Origin of the sequence: Paenibacillus xylanilyticus (assembly GCF_047246825.1) — a bacterium.
GTDB classification, from domain to species: Bacteria; Bacillota; Bacilli; order Paenibacillales; family Paenibacillaceae; genus Paenibacillus; species Paenibacillus xylanilyticus_B.
Window position 1 is genome coordinate 110,823 of sequence record NZ_JBFOLB010000003.1, and the last position, 18,814, is coordinate 129,636.

11 protein-coding genes are annotated in these 18,814 nt (G+C 43.5%); all 11 read right to left on the minus strand.

Going from position 1 to position 18,814, the window contains the following annotated elements:
- Positions 1–25: 25 nt before the first annotated feature.
- The 11 genes from AB3N00_RS19955 to AB3N00_RS20005 all read right to left on the minus strand — a co-directional run bounded on the left by AB3N00_RS19955 (position 26) and on the right by AB3N00_RS20005 (position 18,768).
- Positions 26–406 carry a hypothetical protein gene (locus tag AB3N00_RS19955; protein WP_413036157.1) on the minus strand — a complete coding sequence of 127 codons (381 nt, stop codon included), beginning with the start codon at positions 404–406 and terminating at the stop codon, positions 26–28.
- A 333-nt stretch (positions 407–739) separates the two neighbouring features.
- Positions 740–1,462: a response regulator transcription factor gene (locus tag AB3N00_RS19960; RefSeq protein ID WP_175396642.1), complete on the minus strand. Its 723-nt coding sequence runs from the start codon at positions 1,460–1,462 to the stop codon at positions 740–742.
- Between the two features lie 4 nt (positions 1,463–1,466).
- Positions 1,467–2,627, minus strand: a complete 1,161-nt coding sequence (locus AB3N00_RS19965; RefSeq protein ID WP_175396643.1) for a sensor histidine kinase — start codon at positions 2,625–2,627, stop codon at positions 1,467–1,469.
- Between the two features lie 47 nt (positions 2,628–2,674).
- A complete protein-coding gene (locus tag AB3N00_RS19970; protein WP_413036158.1) occupies positions 2,675–5,398 on the minus strand; it encodes a stalk domain-containing protein in 2,724 nt (907 codons plus the stop codon).
- Positions 5,399–5,719: 321 nt separating this feature from the next.
- On the minus strand, positions 5,720–9,385 hold the full coding sequence (locus tag AB3N00_RS19975; RefSeq protein ID WP_413036159.1) for an Ig-like domain-containing protein: 3,666 nt from the start codon (positions 9,383–9,385) through the stop codon (positions 5,720–5,722).
- A gap of 293 nt (positions 9,386–9,678) precedes the next feature.
- On the minus strand, positions 9,679–10,881 hold the full coding sequence (metK, locus tag AB3N00_RS19980; RefSeq protein ID WP_175396646.1) for a methionine adenosyltransferase: 1,203 nt from the start codon (positions 10,879–10,881) through the stop codon (positions 9,679–9,681).
- A 255-nt stretch (positions 10,882–11,136) separates the two neighbouring features.
- The gene (locus AB3N00_RS19985) at positions 11,137–11,412 is read right to left on the minus strand and encodes an alpha/beta-type small acid-soluble spore protein (RefSeq protein WP_095291345.1); all 276 of its coding nucleotides are present in this window, start codon (positions 11,410–11,412) and stop codon (positions 11,137–11,139) included.
- Between the two features lie 138 nt (positions 11,413–11,550).
- A complete protein-coding gene (locus AB3N00_RS19990; RefSeq protein ID WP_413036160.1) occupies positions 11,551–12,111 on the minus strand; it encodes a hypothetical protein in 561 nt (186 codons plus the stop codon).
- 88 nt (positions 12,112–12,199) lie between these two features.
- The gene (locus tag AB3N00_RS19995; protein WP_413036161.1) at positions 12,200–14,749 is read right to left on the minus strand and encodes a DUF4352 domain-containing protein; all 2,550 of its coding nucleotides are present in this window, start codon (positions 14,747–14,749) and stop codon (positions 12,200–12,202) included.
- A gap of 171 nt (positions 14,750–14,920) precedes the next feature.
- Positions 14,921–17,902, minus strand: a complete 2,982-nt coding sequence (locus AB3N00_RS20000) for an Ig-like domain-containing protein (protein ID WP_413036162.1) — start codon at positions 17,900–17,902, stop codon at positions 14,921–14,923.
- Positions 17,903–18,426: 524 nt separating this feature from the next.
- A complete protein-coding gene (locus tag AB3N00_RS20005) occupies positions 18,427–18,768 on the minus strand; it encodes a hypothetical protein (protein ID WP_413036163.1) in 342 nt (113 codons plus the stop codon).
- Between the last annotated feature and the right edge of the window lie 46 nt (positions 18,769–18,814).

Genomic DNA, 18,814 nt, shown 5'->3' on the forward strand with positions numbered 1-18,814 from the left:
ACCAATTCAGTTCAGTCTTAATCCATCAATGCTCTGCCTCACGTAGATCAATAAGGCGAAATGCACGGTATCCATCCTGCGTGGAACGTTCCATATCAGGTGGTACGGTTGACAGGTATGAGGGCTCCATCCCCTGCTTGCGCATCAGCTTTTCAATAATACGAACTGTTTCCGATTCCATACGATCAGCAACGACTGTCAATGTGAAGCTCTTTCCACGGTAAAACAGCTCCCGGCAAAGTGCTCTTACAACGCCTTCGATCTGCTGTTCCTGATTGGAAGGAATGAGCACAATCTGCTCGTAACCCTCGGGTTCCGGACGAGAAAGATGACGCTGGTGCATGGCATGAACGGCCACTGCCGCCAGGAAGTATATGAGCAGAATCATAGTCAAATGAGCAACCATGGCAACTGCACCTCCTCGGAAGGTCATGCTCACCCATGGCGAACATCCCTGTATACGACAGTATATGCCGTACTCCTGAAAGGGTTACACCTGCACATTCCAAGCGCCATATTTCTTTCTGATGACATCCGGCAAGAAAACGACAGGCCAGGTCATTCATCACTCATTCATACCTAGCTTGAACATTTGTTCCTCGCAGCTTCACACTCTGTTCCTATGCAGTGATAAAGTCCATTAACCCGCAGACCAATCCGGGCAATCGGAACGGGCGCGAGTGAACAGAGATCTATAATGTCATGCGAATTCTATAAAATTAAAATCTCTTATATCGAATTAGAGCGTAACCCAGCCATACTTGATGGAATTAATAACGGCTTGTGTACGGTCATCCACTTCCATCTTCTGCAGAATGCTGCTGACATGGTTTTTCACCGTTTTCTCACTGATGAACAGGAATTCACCAATCATTTTGTTGCTCTTGCCTTCAGCCATCAGACGAAGTACTTCTGCTTCACGGCGAGTCAGCGGGTTGTTGTCTCCAGCGACAAATTTAACCCCAGCTTCTTTCGAAGCACCCTCACTCATCGCACCTGTTTCATTAAGATATGTCATCCGGCGCAGCTGCATGATCAGTTTGCCTGTTACTTTAGGGTGAATGAACGCATGCCCCTCATGAACGGAACGAATCGCATTGATCAGGGACTCGGCTTCCATATCCTTCAGCAGGTATCCGTTGGCACCTTTACGCAATGTTTCAAATACATAACTTTCATCATCATGAATGGACAAAATAATGACTTTGACGTCCGGGAACAGCTCACGCAGTTTCTCCGTCGCTTCAACCCCGTTCTCTACAGGCATGTTGATATCCATCAAAACGATATCCGGTTTATCCTGATTACAGAATTCAAGCACCTGAATCCCATCGCCGCATTCGCCGATGACCTCAATGTCGTCCTCCATATTCAAAATGCGTTTCAGCCCTTCACGGAACAGCTGATGATCATCAGCCAAAAGAACTTTAATTGATGTATTACCAGTATCACGGTTTTCCATCCTGCTACTCCTTTCCCTTATCCACGTTTGTCGGGATATGAATCACGATTTTCGTTCCTTGATTTTCTCCGGATTCGATCTCTATTCTACCTTCTAACAGTTCAACCCGTTCTCTCATCCCAATCAGACCGAAGTGAGAATGATCCTTGCTTTTCTTCGCAAGAAGCTCCGGTTTGAAGCCAAGCCCATTGTCCTGAACGACAATTTTGACGAGCTGAGCCTGGTATGTAATTTCCACTACAACATGAGTGGGATAAGCATGCTTTGCAGCATTGGACAGACCTTCCTGCACGAGGCGGTAGATCGCAGCCTCCATTGCAGAAGACAAGCGGTGTTCCTTGCCTCTTGTTTCAAAAATCGAGCGGATTTTTGTTTTTACCTCAAAATCCTGCACGTACTTCCGAAGCGTTGGAATCAATCCCAAGTCATCCAGTGCCATAGGACGCAAATTGAATATTACTTTTCTCATTTCTTCAAGACTGGAACGAACCTGGCCTTTCAAATCTACTATTTCGGCCTGGACCATCTTAAAATCCTGCTTAATGAGCATTCTTTCTACAATTTCCGTCCTAAGTACTAGATTGGCGAGCATCTGCGCAGGCCCGTCATGAATCTCACGTGCAATGCGCTTCCGCTCTTCTTCCTGGGCCAAAATTATTTTCAAACCAATCATTTGTCGATTCTTGGCAGACTCGATGATTCGGGTCACCTGACCCAGTTCACCTGACAAGTACTCGAGTACGACCCCCATCTGCGAACCAATCGTTTCGGCACGTTCCACAGAAGCTTCCACATTTTTGGCACGCTTCTGCAGATCATCCCGACGGGCCTTCAGATACATTTCCTTCTCACGATAAATCATCAGGTCCAGCTGCAACTGCGTCGCTTTCTCATACGCCTGCTTGATATCATGCTCGGAATAACGGACGAAGTCACGGCTAACCTCAGTCAGACGGATCCGGGAACGGCGGTAGTTCAGCTCCAATTGATCTACTTTCTCGATCGTTTCCGCCGTCTCCTTCAGAACCGACTTCAACTCCTCGTTCAGAGTTTTTAGCTCCTCACGGGTCGAGTCCATGATTTCGAACATTTGATATTTGCTGTTTTCCATGACTTGTATGGCGTTTTTAATGACGCGGTCTATGGCATCGGCTTGTAAATCCACGTTAGTTCGACTCCATTTCTATCGTTTCCGGTATATATCATACCATATCACGATGAGATGGTAACGGTCTTCGTTTTCTGTTCCCATTTTACAGTCAATCCAAGTTGCTCGGAAACGAGTCGAAGAGGGACTAAAGTCCTACCTCCGGATACATATGGTGCTACTGTTGCGCTTTGTCTTTTTCCATTCAATATGAATTCTTTCTGGCCTACGACCAGGTCGATCAGTTTTCCGCCGCGAATGACGGTAATGCGCTGATTTTTGCTATCCCAGCTTGCCTGGCCGCCAAAGGCATCCAGCACATGTTTGATTGGGACGTACGTCGTACCATTTTTCAGCACTGGTGCTGCATCAATCGCCGTTTTTGTTCCGTTCACGGTCATCGATTTTTGCCCAAGTACCAGGGAAGCTGTTCCTGTAGGCAGTCCGACTTCACTGGATTTCGATGGCATCGTGAAGGCAATATTATCAAATGCAACGGTACCTGTCATCGCCCGTTCATCCTGTCCTTCTTCCACATTGACCACATAGACCCGTTTCAGCTTGGCCGGATAAGCAATGTTCAGACCGCTTAGGTCCACATTTACTTTTTTCCAACCGCTCCAGTCAATGGCTTTGGCAAGATCGGCATAAACGGTTTTGCCATTGGCATCGGTAAACTCTGCGCGAAGCCAGTTCAAGCTCTTATCACCCATGACGTCCATTGACATCGATGTCGCAGCAGAAGATACATCTCTACCCGTTGTACCATTCAATTGGGCATAAGCATACATTTTGCCTGTGCCAGCCGTCATGTCATAGCTCAGCTGCAGCACTTTGGAGCCAGCCTTTTCACCTGTACCCGCTGTTACGGAAGCTGAACCAGTCACGCCAGTCGCGTTCGTCGTGAAGTTGATCGGATAACTCACATTCTCGAAGTTTTCCCATGTGGTTTCGCTGTCCGAAGCTGTGAGAACGACAACGGTGCTGTAGCCGTCATAACGGCCGATCGCATATCCAACTTGTGCACCTGGAGTTACAGAAGACACAGTCAATTGATCGCCTGCAACTTTACCTTTGAAGCCGATAAACTCCCACGTCAGCGAATCTGCCGGAACCGTTACACTTTGTCCGTCTTTCGTTTTTGCGGTCACAGGGATGGACATGGCGGTTCCCGCTTTGAGTGAACCGAGGCCAGACCCAGCAGTCAGAGAGGATAGTTCACTTCCTCCTAGTACCGATACTTTAATAGAAGAAGAAGCACCATTGCTTGTTGCTGTCAATGTAGCCGTTCCCGGTTTAACCCCTTTAATTACACCATTGCTCACACTCACGATACCATTGTTGCTTGATTTCCATGTCATTTTGATATCACCTGTTGCAATTGGGTTGTAATAGGTGTCATAGCCTTTGGCTGTATACTTGCCTTCCTGTCCTACCAGCAGCGTTTGGCTGCCACTTACTGCAAAGCCCTTCAGCTTGCCTTCTGGAGCCGTAGAGAATACGCCCAGCGTGTTTACGACCTGACGCTGCTCCGTACCATACTCTGTATTGAAGGTAAGACCTGCGGTTTCCTCGCCCAACGGACGTGTCACCATGGTCGTAGAGCCGCCGCCATCCAGGTTCATGCCTTTCCATACCCCGATGCTGGTCATGAAGGATTGTAACTCCGTGAGCGACATGCCGCTGCTGTTACTGTTTTTCTCTGCCGCAATAATGTAGACATACCGACCATCCTGAGAATAGCCTACTGCAGTTCTCGCACGAATGCCGCCTATACCGGAAGATGCGATATCACGGGAAAAGGTAGCTGCTTTGCCTCCATTAACAAGGATCGTATGACCACCAATCATCATATCCAGATTGCTTGGATCAATCGATTGTCCCGTTGTTTTGGCTACGAGCTTGTAATCCGCGCTAAGCGTCTGTCCTACGGAGAGGTGAGTCATAATCCAAGCAGCCGCTGTTCCATGAGCCCGTAAAATGTACCCATCTTCCGGTACCGTCATGTTTAACGCTTTTTTGTCGGAAATTTGCGTAATTACGCCGTTCTGTACCAGCACCTCTGTTGGTGTTGTAGAAGGATCATTCGGACGCTTGGTCGATGTCCAGGCTGGTGTATAAATATACATCGAATTGGCGTGACTGTATTTGACCGAGCCCGATTCTACCGTATAGTCTTCCTTATTAATTCCACGCAAAGCAAACGTTGAGCCATCATCGGCCTTCACCGTACCGTCAAAAGAGTATTCGTCGATCATCGGTTTTCCATCCTTGGTCACTGTCAGAGCATACATACCCTTCAGTTCCGAAGGTGTGGATATCAGAACCCCGTCAGAGACCTGTCCACCGATTGGGGCAAGTTCCCCGGATACGTTAAAATAATCGCCATTCACGGCAGCGACAGCCTCATTCTCTTTGGCCATGCCGCCTGTGCTTTGTTTGCTGTTCAGATTACCGCCCTTACCTGTCATTACATCGAGTTTCACATAAGGGTTTTGCAAATCCACTTGGATCACGTCTGCCAGTACATTCACCTTTGAGCCAGATCTTGTGGTTGTATATTTGTATTTCATGAGCTTCGCGCCGGAAGTCAGAATTTCCTCACTTAACTTGCTTGTACTTGTAGATGCTGCAGCGGCTACCGACTGCCACGTCGTTCCCGACCAGACCTGCTGCCCTGCTCCCAAGACCGGTGCAATCCAGATCACACCTGCCAGCGTCACAATTGCCCATTTCTTCGCCTTGCTGCCCTTAACGTCTTCCAGCTGTTTCCCATGTTTCCCCAGCATGTTTGAAACGTCTCTCCCATCTTGTATATCAATCTTAGACATCATGTGTCCTGCCAGAAGGCAGGGAACAGCCAGATCCCTAGTATACTCTACTATTAATAGACTGCTTTTCGTGGAAAAAGTTACGCCCACAGCCAACATTGAGGTTATTTCAGGCTTACAAGTCTTGTTAAAAGCAAAAAAACTTCGAATGTACATATTATCTGTACACCCGAAGTTCATTTAACAAATGATCTTCCAGATTCACTATTGCTAGAGTTTAAATAGCTGTTATCCTGTAACTGTTTTAGAGAGAAGATCAAATTCCATTATATTTTTCTTTTATAAATAACCAATTTTAATCAACACACGCTTCAACATGACTGCAGCCTGGGCACGAGTTGCATTACCTGTTGGCTGGAAGGTTGTCGATGTCATGCCTTGAATAATACCTTCCTGGACAGCTTTGGCAACCTCTTCTTTGGATTGAACCTTTTTGTTATCCTTGAATTTGGTTAATGTCGCGGCGGCGGACGATTTGAGTGTTACAGGTTTTCCGCCATAGTCCAATGCACGTACCATCATAATAGCCATCTGTTCGCGGGTAATCAGATTATTGGGTTTAAATGTACCATCTGTATTCCCCGTAATAATTCCCGCTTTGGCAGCCGCACCGATGTAGGCACTGGTTGTTGTTCCATATGCGACATCACCGAAGCGCTGGGCTGTTTCCTGGCTTCCTGTAAGCCCTAACCCTTTGGCCACCATGACTGCAAACTCTGCACGAGTGATATTCATATCCGGCTGATAATTTGTGCCAGTCTGGCCATCAATGATCCATTTTGCTGCAAGTTCTTCAAGAACAGTGCCTGCCCAGTGAGAAGTCGTATCCGAGAAACGCACAATATGCTGCGCAGCGACAACCGTCTGATTACCTGTAAGCTTGCCTCTTAATACCAATGCTCCGTTTAACTGAACTGGCGTGTGGGGAACATTGGATAACCGGGCGATCGTCTTATCGAATTGGACAAATCCTGTTGTCCCACTTGTAGCTGTACCCGAAAGACGCATCCAAAGTTCACTGTCTACTTGTTGTTCCACAGACGACTTAATAGGACTGGAAGCGGCAATATATACATCTGTCAGAGCAGACAATTTTTGAGCATTCGCTCCAATCAGCAATCCATCCATTGCACCCGAAACCGTAGAAGGCACAGGCTCGATCTGTACAACTAATTTGGCTTCAGATGTTGTACTGCTTACACTATTGGCTATTGAAGTGAAATTAAGTTTGGATAATGGAATTGTCCACAGCTGATCTGCGAGACGAATACCAATCACCGTATTTCGGTCACGTGCATAACTATCTTCGAGTCCTTTTAATGGAAGCGCGACATAAGCTGCCGTATCTGTTGTTGGAACATCAAACGTCAGCATATTTAATTCTCCACCAAGACTAGCAGCATACTGGAATCCTTGTGTTAGTTTGTCCGCATCCACAGTATACTGGTGAACTGAACGACCGTATCTTGACTGCACTGAACTACTGGTAGCTGCATCTGTGCTCAGTACATACATGGATTGACCGAACAATACAGCATCTCGGACACTAAGCCAAGCAGGTAAGGTTGTAGAACCTGTTGTAGAGCCACTTCCATTGTTTGTTAATGTAATGGGCCCAAATGCGCCTACAACTTGACTTTGGCTATCTCTTAGCGGTACGTACTCGGGGGCATAAGATAACGTCACCGTTTGGCCAGCAGCAACAGACGTAGACAGCTTTAGTACCGCCGAGATACCTGATGAAGATGCTGTAAGCACATTAACGGCTGTTCCATTGGCTTTTACAACAAATTGTGAATTCGTCAAACCCGTTTGTGTCAGCAAATTCGAAGTGAATGTCACTGTAACTGTGTCTCCTTGAATTACTGCGGACTTCACATTCCCCGTTCCTGAAGTTTGCGTAATCGGAACCAGATTAATATAACCTGCCGGGTTTCCATTTAGGTCAGTCAAACGCAGAGCACCTGGAACGTATGACAGCGTAGCATTTTGATTCGATGTAATCGCAGATGCCAATGTCAGAGTCACTGTATCATCCTGGATCTCCACTGCAGTCACATAAAGTGGTGCATTATTTACCAGGACAGAGAATTGGCTTTTAAGTGGAACATTTGTTGTACTTAGCGCTTCATTATATTTAATCGTCAACTTCGAACCATTCACTTCTGCTTTTTGGAAAACAGGAGCGATGCCATCTAAGTTATTACGAATGTAAAAGTCACTAAATCCAGCCAGAGCTTGACTCCGTGAATCCTCCAAAGGATATGCATCTGGAGTATATGAGATTTTAATAACCTCTCCATTCTTAATATTACGGCTCAAGGTTAGAGACACGACAGAACTACTAGAAATGGAAATCGATTTGATACCTACATTATTTCCGTCTGCCGTTACTGTAAATTGATTGACTGCACTCGAGCTTTTTACATAGACAGTTTCAGAAAAATAAAGCGTAAGACTGTTTCCATACACATCTCCATCTTCAGGTTTGGACATTACTGAATCGAGACCATTTTCAACTTCACGTCCAGATATCGATGCAGCAATATTCCCAGCCTTATCTTGGATTGAACGTATTCCTGGGGTATAAGAAACACGCACAATCTGTCCTACAGCAACACCTGTATCGAGAACCACATAAACGCTGTCACCGGAAACATATGCCGAACTAACATCACGTGCTTCACCATTAACTGTAACTACAAAGCTGGAAGTCAAAGGGCGAACTGAACTACTGAGTGTTTCATTATATATAAGTCTAACCGTAGTATTGTTGTGCATTTTGGCTTTTTGAAAAACAGGAGCGGTAGTATCTTTGGTCAACGTTTTAAAACTCCATGAGGATGTTCCTGTCAATCCAGCAAATACGTTTCCTGCTTTATCCCGAAATCCACCAGCAGCCACATCTACATAATATGTTGTGTTAGCATCAAGTTGACTGCTTGGCGTAATCAAGACCTGACGAAGATTCGAACCATTGATTGCGGTTGTTACCTCAACAACAGCTCCGTTTGATTTGTGCAACGTAATCTTCCCTATATAAGCCGGATCTAATTCTTTGTTAAATGTTATTTTCAAATCACTATCTGTAGGAGCACTGGTTGCTCCATCTGTTGGATAAAGAGATGACACTTTTAGCGCTGTAGTATCTGTAGAAACCGAAAATCTCCAACTGCCTTTAGCAATAGTGGAAGATTCATTTTGCTGTGCATCACGAAAGGCACCAGCGGTCACAACTACATAATAACTGTTATTGTTAACAAAGTTGTTTGCAGGATCGATAGTTATGGTTGGTGTTCCCCCACCTGTTATCTGAGACGAAGTAACCGGGATGGTTTCAACCAATACATCATCACTATTATTGTAGATACTGATTGATCCACTGGCTGGGTAAACATCCTTGCTGAATGTTATTTTAAGGTTCGCTGATGGCTGAACTCCAGTTGCTCCGTGAAGCGGGGAAAGCAGATTTAGCGCAGGAGCGCCTATACCCGTTGTCCAAAATGTCCAATAACTTGCATCATTTATCCCAGAAAATTCGGTATTATCCCCGTACAGGAACGCACCTTTTTCAATAAGAACGTAATACCCACCAGTTGCCAGATTCAAGTTACTCACCGTAACTTTGGTTCCCAGTACTCCATCTGGATCAGCACTCGTATCGAGTTGGACAGTATTTCCCGATACCGGAATCGGAGTCATGGCTTCCTTATTGTCAGAGATTCGTTTGATAGTAATATTGCCTGTTCCTTTTTTGACAGCCTGACTAAATTCAAGAGTCAGCGGCTGCACACCATCCACATCTACTGAACCAGACGCTGGCACCGTATTACTAATTCCTAAGTCAGATAGGCCTGATGCAGCTTCTACGCGGGATGAAGATCCTAACGGCCAAGCTACAAAAACAAGCACCAAAACCATGATCCATACTATACTATTCTTCAATCGTTTGTGTATCTTCTTCAAAACTATGTCCCCTTCCACCTCTAATTCCTAATAGTCTGACAGGTAGACCTCTTTATGTATGTCGGCTAAACAGGCTGTTTTTTTTAGAATTAACCGTATATTCATAATAACTTTAGTAGGATTAATAAGTAAATTAAACCTCTTCATCAACTTCCTGGTATACATATCCGATTATTCAGAACTCCTATAAATGAATTGTAAGTGAGTTAAGTTAAAAACTTATAAACAAAAACCCCCGATTCGCAAAGAATCGAGGGTCTATTTTAATTCAATTACAGACCCGCTTGAGCTTTCAAAGCATCTGCTTTATCCACTTGCTCCCAAGGTACATCCAGATCTGTACGGCCGAAGTGACCGTAAGCAGCGGTTTGTTTGTAAATTGGGCGACGCAGATCCAGCATACGGATGATGCCAGCTGGGCGCAGATCGAAGTTGTTACGTACCAACTCAACCAGCTTCTCTTCGCTGACTTTGCCAGTTCCGTATGTATCCACGTTGATCGATACCGGGTTGGCTACACCAATCGCATAAGCGAGCTGGATTTCCACTTTGTCTGCAAGACCTGCAGCAACGAGGTTTTTCGCTACGTAACGAGCCGCATAAGCTGCGGAACGGTCTACTTTTGTCGGATCCTTACCCGAGAAAGCACCACCGCCATGACGTGCATAACCGCCGTAGGTATCTACGATGATTTTACGTCCTGTCAGGCCTGCATCTCCTTGAGGTCCGCCAATAACGAAACGTCCTGTTGGGTTGATGAAATATTTAGTCTGCTCATCCAGCAATTCAGCCGGAACGACAGGCAGGATTACTTGTTCTTTAATGTCTTTTTGAATCTGCTCAAGTGTAGTCTCTTCAGCGTGCTGAGTGGATACCACAATGGTATCGACACGAACTACTTTGTCGCCATCGTATTCGATGGTTACTTGAGTTTTACCGTCCGGACGGAGGTAATCAAGTGTACCGTTTTTACGCACCTCAGCGAGGCGACGTGCAATACGGTGGGACAATGCGATTGGCAATGGCATGAGTTCTGGTGTTTCATTTGTTGCAAACCCGAACATCAGACCTTGGTCTCCCGCACCAATATTTTCTGTTTCGCGAGCGACTTGAGCCGGATCACGGTTCTCAAGAGCTGCGTTAACGCCTTGTGCGATATCAGCGGACTGCTCGTTCAGAGATGTCAGAACTGCACAAGTGTTATAATCAAAACCGTACTTGGCACGTGTGTACCCGATTTCCTTAACCGTATTACGTACAATGGCCGGAATGTCTACGTATTCAGAAGCTGAACTGATTTCACCGATGACAAGCACAAGGCCTGTAGCCACGGAAACTTCGCACGCTACGCGAGCGTTTGGATCATTCGCCAGAAACGCGTCCAATACGGCGTCCGAGATCTGGTCGCAAATCTTATCCGGATGTCCTTCGGTTACAGACTCCGATGTGAATAGATGTCGGCCTTTAACAGACATGAAGTTTCAACCTCCCATAACTAGTAGTATGGCGATTGCCCGAACAAAACATTTACGGTGATTCGTTCACTGTACCCTCGAAAGCTTTCCGGGCGGAATAAGGACGCAGGGTCCGCAGTTACGAAGATAAGGATTTCTCAGGTAATTGCCTTAACAAAAAATCAACCTTTTCCCCCTGGAAAAGGTTGCATACCTCAACTGCCATCTTATCGTATTTGTCAACCCATGTCAAACCGTGTGGGATAAGGAAAAACCTTATAATAACTGCTTTTCTGCCTGACGAATTAGCCTTTTCGTAATCTCGCCACCGACCGATCCATTCTCACGGGAAGTCAGATGACCCCAGCCTTTGTACTGACCATAGGAATGATCACTCACAGCTCCTAACTCAGAGCCAAACTCAGTATCTGCACCAGCAAGAGCATTCTGTCCATACCCAACGTTCAGACCAAATTCGGCAGCAATCTCATATTTCATCTGATCCAGCATCTGACGACTTTCCGGTACCACTCTGCGGTTACTTCTAGCCATGATTCCTGCACCTCCGTTTAATTGGTTTTGTACAATTATAGAGTGAGCAGGAACCCCGATGGTTAGCCGTATAAATGTTTGTTAGAACTGGTTAATCTACACATATAAAATGAATAAAAATGCGAATAAATGCTCAACCTATTTTAAAGAATATCCGCCGCGAACCATGACCGTCAGACTGTACTTGTTACCATCCAATACCATTATACCCCGTCCATCCCTTGGAAAAGAGAGCAGGTGATTGGTCGGCGCTGCCTGTCCATTCGTCAGGTCAACCCCGTCCGTCAGATCAGCTACACCGTTCGTACCTTCACTGACGATCACAGCCTTACCGCTGCGTACGATGAACTCCGCACCAGATGCACCAATCAGCTGTTGACCCGGCTTCACGGTTACAATCTCTACCGCATCAGATGCGCCGGATACCACCGGAGGGAGCGTGTTGTCTCCTCCTGTGCTACTGTCCGTTCCGGTAGAACCACTATTGGTGCCTGCGGAATTTCCTGAATTCGCATTGGAGCTTCCGTTAAGAGCCTTTTGAATTTGCTGATCTACATAACTTTTCGTCACGACTGGATCATCCGCTGTACCCGGCTGGCTTGTTCCCGCACCTATCGCGGTGTTGCTGTATACGGACCCAACCCACACGCCAACACCGATTGCCAGCGCGGCTAAAGATACTTTCATATAGGGTTTCATCCATTCCATCCTTCCAATTCAATATGATATATATTCCATTATACTCTTTTGTCTATCAAAAAGATTCTATCACATTTCCTCAAGGATCTCATTCATTTAAAGAACCTCTCCCGATAGCAGGTACAAAGCCCATCGTTTCTGTTGCCAACTTGATACGTTGTCCCTGAAACTCATCATATATAGCAATGGTGTATGATCCACTGATCATCTCATCAAAAACAACGTCATCAAGAGTCCAATTCATTGTCTGATTGTTGCCTTCTTTGAGGTCTTTGTCTAATACAATCTCTTTATCGAATACTTTTCCAGTAGGTTCTATTAGCTGCATGATGAGTTTATGTTCATTTTCTGGGAGATGTATCTCACTATTACGAGAAACGTCATAGTTCCAAGATATGTTGACTGACGATCCTCCGCTAAGAGAAGCTTTGAATTCTCGAGTCTGGATCGCATAAGGGTTTATGGTGATATTCTTCATAGATGTGAGAGCAGGTTCCTGATTAGGTTTCAATTCAAACGAGGCTGCGTTCAAATATCCTGATCCCGCTGTTGCTTCTTGCCCTGCTGATTCTCCTGTCACAGTTTCCCCGATTAAGAGACTCATATCAGATACAACGGTTTTCTTCGGAATTTTAGCCCACATGGTAACCAATGCAACATCACCCGGGCCAGCCGGATAATCAATCTGTTTCACTGTGGTCTTATAATAATCTCCGTTTCTGGATTCGTAATAACCTGTGAGATTAGCTAAAACAGCCTGCCGGTCCTCAACATTCTTCACTAGGATTTCTGTGTATACAAGATCGGAAGAAGCACCTGGGTAAATCAAAGTTCTATCCACTTTCATCTCGATTTTTTTCCCTGGAGTATTCAACGCATAACTGGAATCCAACTCGATATGTGGAACTTCTGGAAGCTCACCAATGTGAGTTAACCGTATTAATTCTGAAGAATTTTCCCCTATCATCTCAGATAATGCAACTTGCAGTTGAACCACGTCAAGATTTGATGGAACAGATGTCAGTAAGTGTATATCAATAGACATACCCGGCCCAAGCAAAGCGGAATTCTGACTAATCATCAATTGGGTATCAGGTATATCAGCCGAATCAATAGATAACATCCCCTTCAATTCAGGAAGTTTGATTGTATTCGTTGAGATATTACGCAAGGTTACCTTCGCAGACAGAACATCTGCATTATCCCAAGGCAGTCGTTGAAGGGAACTCCAAGTCACACCCAATTTACCATTTTCTAATTCAAGGATATTTTCTGTACCTACAGATTGTTGCATCGATTTCGCTTCAGGTAAAACGAAAATACCTACTGGATAAACAAATTTAATTTCTTTATTTTCCGGATTTTCCTCTTCTAATTTAGGAGTATTCATGATTAATTTAATCTTACCCTCAGCCTCATCGTAAGGCAGATTAAATGTAAGACGTATCAATCGTTCTTCATCCGGTTTCAGTTTCAAATTATCTAATGCCTTCGTGACAAGAGGATAATCATTTCCCTTTTCATTTTGTACCGAAAAATTATATTGAGGAACCGATACTTCCTTGGACCCTTTATTTCTGAGCTTGAAACTGACAGTATAATAATTGCTGCCATGGGTTTGGCTCACAGTTACATCTTCAACACGTGCAATAACACTACCACTATTCTTCTCTAGTGGTATAGTAAGCTCCTTTCCAGGGGCTGTTTCGGTACCTTTAATTGAGGTTGAACGCGGGATTTGAAACGTAGCCAATGGAATAACCGATTTCTCCGCCTCATTCTCCTGTACCATGATTACTTCTGCACCTTCCAGTTTAACCTTTTGAGGAATAGTTGTTATATAACTAAATGTTTTAGTTTCCTGAGGATCAAGGCTATACGCAGAATCGTTAGCATTCAAGTTGAGAGGATAGCTGCTTCCGCCAGCAGTTCGCAGTATCCACTTCACACCAGGATTATTTAGCTCCTTATAACCCACATTGTGCATGTTAATGTTTATACTCGCATAATTCTTTGTCTCGGATGACGGGAAGAGCTGAACATTTTGCACTTTTATTTTAATAGGAATGTCGTTAACACGAACTTTCTTCACTGTGTTTGCTGGAGTAGCCAATGTATACGATGCAGGAACGTTAAATTTACCCAATATACTTTCATAATTAGCTTTGTTAAAGTCCCATTTGATGATTTGGAAATTCAGATTACTCAACTGCACATTTTTACCGACTGTTGTAACGTAAGTAACCGAAAGTGTTGAACCAGCTGCGACACTTTTTTTCTCAGCATCCTGTGTCAACAACTTGGAGGAATACACTGTCCCTCCCTTACTTCGAACCTTAGTCCAATAATCAACTAATTGTAAGCTTCTCTTCTCATTATTTGTATAGGTCAACGTATACGTAATTAGCTTGCTTTCATCCTGAGTAAGTACATTCAAATCCGTTAATTTCACGCTACTTTTATTAGATAACTTTACACTCGGAACATTATTCAAACTTTTGACTGTAGTCAGCTTAATAAGCTTTGTTGCTTCAGAGGATGAGGCAGCTTGGACATAATCCCCCTCGTACATACATACAGTTTGCGTCAAGCCCAACATGGTACTAATAATCAAAATCTGTTTCACTCTTCTATTCACAATAAACCTCCAATCAAGAAATTCATTCCATAATATCCAACTCTATTATAGACGAATTACAGGAAGAGGAAGTTTCAAAGACATTACTATTTTAGTGAAAATGATTTCACTATTATACTTCACAAAAAAAACGAGCCCCATAAAGGGCTCGTTTCTCTAAGGAAGTAATACTTATTTAGCTTGCTCGTATCTTCTGGAAGCACTGAAGCTTGCCAATTTGTTACCGGCAGATCCATCAACAATTACGTTCGCTTTGCTGTCGAATGAAACGCTGATCAGATCGGAATTAATAAATCCTTCAGGACGGTTGAATTTAAGTGTGAGTTCTGTGCCAGTTGCATCAACACTATTTACAGCAACTTCTACACCGTTCACTTTAACAGTGAACAAGTCGTTAATGTAAGCAGGAGTGAAAGTATTAGCCGGAATGTTGATATTTTCAGAAGCAGTAAATGTGATCTCATAAGTCGATCCTGTTACGGATTCCACCACTTTGAAGTTCGAATTTACAGTTGGAGCAATCTTATCTTTAAGAGTTACTGTTCCTGATGTAAGTTTTTTGCCGTATGCATCAGTAGTTGTTGGATTAGCAACAATATCCAAAGCATATGGTCCTACTTTGTTCAGTTCATTGTTTCCAGTAAATTTCAGAGTCAATGTTTTCTTGTCAGAGCTCAAGCTGTAGCTAGTAGGTGTGTTACCATTTACACTGAAGTCACTTCTTGTAACACTGCTAACTGCTTTGTTGAAGTCTACAGTAACTTCAGTTGTAGATTTCACTTCGCCGCCAGTTGCTTCAAGTGTGTTTTGACCAATTACATCAGTAAGGGTATAGCTGGAACCTTGAGTAAGGTAATTACCGGCACTATCCTTCACGTAGCTCACTTGAACCTCTGCACCAACCAAGTCAGTTGTAGTAAGGTTTTCGAAGTCTTTTACAGTCAAACGAACCACATCAGAGCTGATCATACGCACTTTAGAGTCATCTTTCAATGAATATGTTGTGTTACCAACTTTTACAGCGTATTTTTCTGCTTCCAATGCACTACCTGAACCAGAAGTAGCCAGAGTTGTGTTGAAGTCTACATACAAGTATCCATCTTCAGTCCAAGAATCTTCAATTTTGCTAGTTGTAGCAATAGAAGTATCAAGAGTTACTGTTTGTGGCAACATAGTGTTGGCAACTACAGCAGTATCTTTAACACCGGAAACAGTCAGAGTGTACTTCTCATTTTCATCTAGATCTGTTCCGAAATTAATTGTTACTGTTTTGTCAGTAGGGTTGTAATTGATATCCAGCTCAGGATGTCCTTTGCTGTCAGTGTATGCACCATCAACTACATCACCATCAGAGTCCTTCAAAACATAGTTTTCAGCATTTTCAGCTGAAGTTTGGTCCAATTTTTCGCTGAATTTCAGAACAGCTTCAAATTCCCCAGCGTTGTTCGTGTCGAAATCTTCTACTTTAAGAATAGTAGGACGAACAGTATCCAAAGTTGGTGTCAAGCTCACAGAACGATCAGCTGAGTTGCCACTGTAATCAGTTGCACCTTTGATGTAAATTGTGTTGTTTGTGTAGTTCAGCGGGCTATTTTGATCAAATGTTACTGTAACAACATTATCGTTGATTTCTACATCTTGAGCAGATGTAGCAGTAGAGTTAGCATATACATCGCCTACTGATTTGATTGTTTCGTTAAACGTGATCTCAACTTCTGTCAGATCGTTAGATTTAACGGAAACAATTTCAGGGGCAGCTGTATCTTCTGTAACTTCAAAGCTGTTATCAATTGGTGCAATTACTTGACCAGAGAAATCTTTTACATCAGATACGGAGATCGCGTGTTTACCAACAGTCAGGTTAGTAGTCAGGATAACAGTATCAGGGTATGAGTACTGGATAGAAGCAGCAATTGGAGCTCCATCGATCTCGTAGTTGCTAGCTGTTACAGCCTCTCCGCGTTGAATTGGCTCGCTGAATTTGATTTTCACAGCTTTAGTACCCAATCCAACAACTTCTGCAACCGTTGGTGCAGTAACGTCAGAAGGTGTAAAGTTAACTGTGCTGTTGAAAGTTACAGTGCCGTCTGCATTAGTTACGTTGCTAACAACCAATTTGCTTTCTACTTTGTTATCCAAAGAATCGTTTTCTTCGAGCAACAATGTTACAGTTGTTTTGTCTGCAGACAAAGTAGCTTTATCGACTTGAACGTCTCCGTTGTCGATTTCGTAGTTGCTTTCTTCTTCAGCAGTAGCAGCATCAACTGTACCGTCGAATTTAACTTCAACTTGCACCAAATTACTGGAAACTACAGATGCTACTTTTTGAGCTACAGTAGTTTTGTAAGTAACTTTTTCAGTGAATTCTTTTTCTTTGTAAGTGAATTTCACTTCAGTTTCTTTGTTAGCTTCAAGAGCTTTATCCAAAGTCACTTTAACGGATTCACCGTCGCTCATTTTGAAAGTAACAACTTTACCAGCTTCAGTTACTTCATAAGAAGAAACTTTCAAGCTTTGCTCTTGATCAACTGCATAAGCAGCACCAACGAGCAATTCACGGGAAGCATTGCTTTGGAAGTTCAGACCGGAATCAAGCAATCCTGCATTGATTGCCGCTTGAACGTAACCTTTAGCCCATGTGGAAGCAGTGTTGTTAGTTTCTGTTGGAACTTCCAGGTCAAGTGCACGAGTCAAGATGGTAGCCATCTCTTCGATTGTTACTTTACCGTTGAAATCGAAGATTTTTTTCTCAGTGTTTTTACCTTCCATGATGCCTGCAGCTGTTACTGCTTCGATGAAAGGAGCAGCCCAGTTTTTAGCATTGTAGTTTTTGTCAGTGTAGGAATATACACCAGTGATTTCTTTCAGGCCGAGCAGTTTAGTGATAACTTTAGCGAACTCAGCACGAGTCATTTCTTTGTCCAGACCAGCAGTGCCATCTGGGTAACCGTTGAAGATACCTTTAGCTTTCAAAGCATCAAATTGTTGTTGTGGTGAAGTAGCTGTATCACCAAATGCTACAGATGCAAACATCGAGAATGCCATTGCTGTAGACAAAGCGACGGATAAAATTTTCTTCATAACCTTTTTTTCTCCTCCTTGGGCGTTCATAACATGGGAATTTTCTTTAATAGGGTTGCTCGTGTTTCTCATTCTATTGTCGCACCCCCTTTCCAGAGTCATGAGCAAGTTAATATAAATGATGTCTGTGAGCAAATCACAGAAACTTGTAAACAACATAATAATAGAATCATACGAAAATAGAGTAGTTTCCTAATCCTACCTAACGTATTATACAATGGGTCTCTCTTGCCGTAAAGTAATTTTTTCTAATAAATAGACAAGATTCTTCACGAGGTCATTCTTGGTAACAGCCCCAATGTTTTTGACTCTACATCTTAAACGCAGCAGAATTCAAAAAGTTGCGGATTCCTCAAAAAAAGTTTTAAAGTTATTTATGCATTGCTACAACGCGGGTCATTGATGATTTCAAACCTTACTTGCTCCTTACTATGTTAGCTCTAGAACAATTTTTTCCTGTGTCGCGATTAACATGAACGTTTATTTCTTACCCCATAACCAACGCTATGAAGCGACAAATTTTTCTAAATTTTAAAGATAAATAAAAGGAGGCTTTCTATATAGAAAGCCTCCTTTTATAAGGTTCGCTATGTCAATTAACGAATTTTCATCGCAAGATCAATGATTTGAGCACGCATCTTAGGATCACTGTTCAATCTCAGATACATATCGTCAATCGGTTGTCTGTTCTCCCGGTAGGTCTTTTCATGCTTCATGGTGATATGGGACCATTCAATCAATTCATTCTCAGCCAGAGTCAAATTATTATACGCATCATGGAAGCCAGTCGCTTGTACAAGCCCTTCCATTACCTCCTGAGAAATTTCCTGCGTTTTACGTGTATCTTCTATCTTCTTTTCCAGAATGACTGCCTGCTTTTCGAACTGTGTCTTTGCCTTCATGTAGCCCAGCTGGGCTTTCGAATAAATCGGTTTCATTTGCTAACTTCACCCTCTAGATCATTGTGTATTTATCGTTATTGTA

Bases quoted from the DNA above. Each gene is read 5' to 3' on its own strand.
- AB3N00_RS20005 (WP_413036163.1), bottom strand. From the start codon at position 18,768: ATGAAACCGATTTATTCGAAAGCCCAGCTGGGCTACATGAAGGCAAAG.
- AB3N00_RS19985 (WP_095291345.1), bottom strand. From the start codon at position 11,412: ATGGCTAGAAGTAACCGCAGAGTGGTACCGGAAAGTCGTCAGATGCTG.
- AB3N00_RS19960 (WP_175396642.1), bottom strand. From the start codon at position 1,462: ATGGAAAACCGTGATACTGGTAATACATCAATTAAAGTTCTTTTGGCT.
- AB3N00_RS19970 (WP_413036158.1), bottom strand. From the start codon at position 5,398: ATGCTGGGGAAACATGGGAAACAGCTGGAAGACGTTAAGGGCAGCAAG.
- AB3N00_RS19990 (WP_413036160.1), bottom strand. From the start codon at position 12,111: ATGAAACCCTATATGAAAGTATCTTTAGCCGCGCTGGCAATCGGTGTT.
- AB3N00_RS20000 (WP_413036162.1), bottom strand. From the start codon at position 17,902: ATGAGAAACACGAGCAACCCTATTAAAGAAAATTCCCATGTTATGAAC.
- AB3N00_RS19955 (WP_413036157.1), bottom strand. From the start codon at position 406: ATGGTTGCTCATTTGACTATGATTCTGCTCATATACTTCCTGGCGGCA.
- metK (WP_175396646.1), bottom strand. From the start codon at position 10,881: ATGTCTGTTAAAGGCCGACATCTATTCACATCGGAGTCTGTAACCGAA.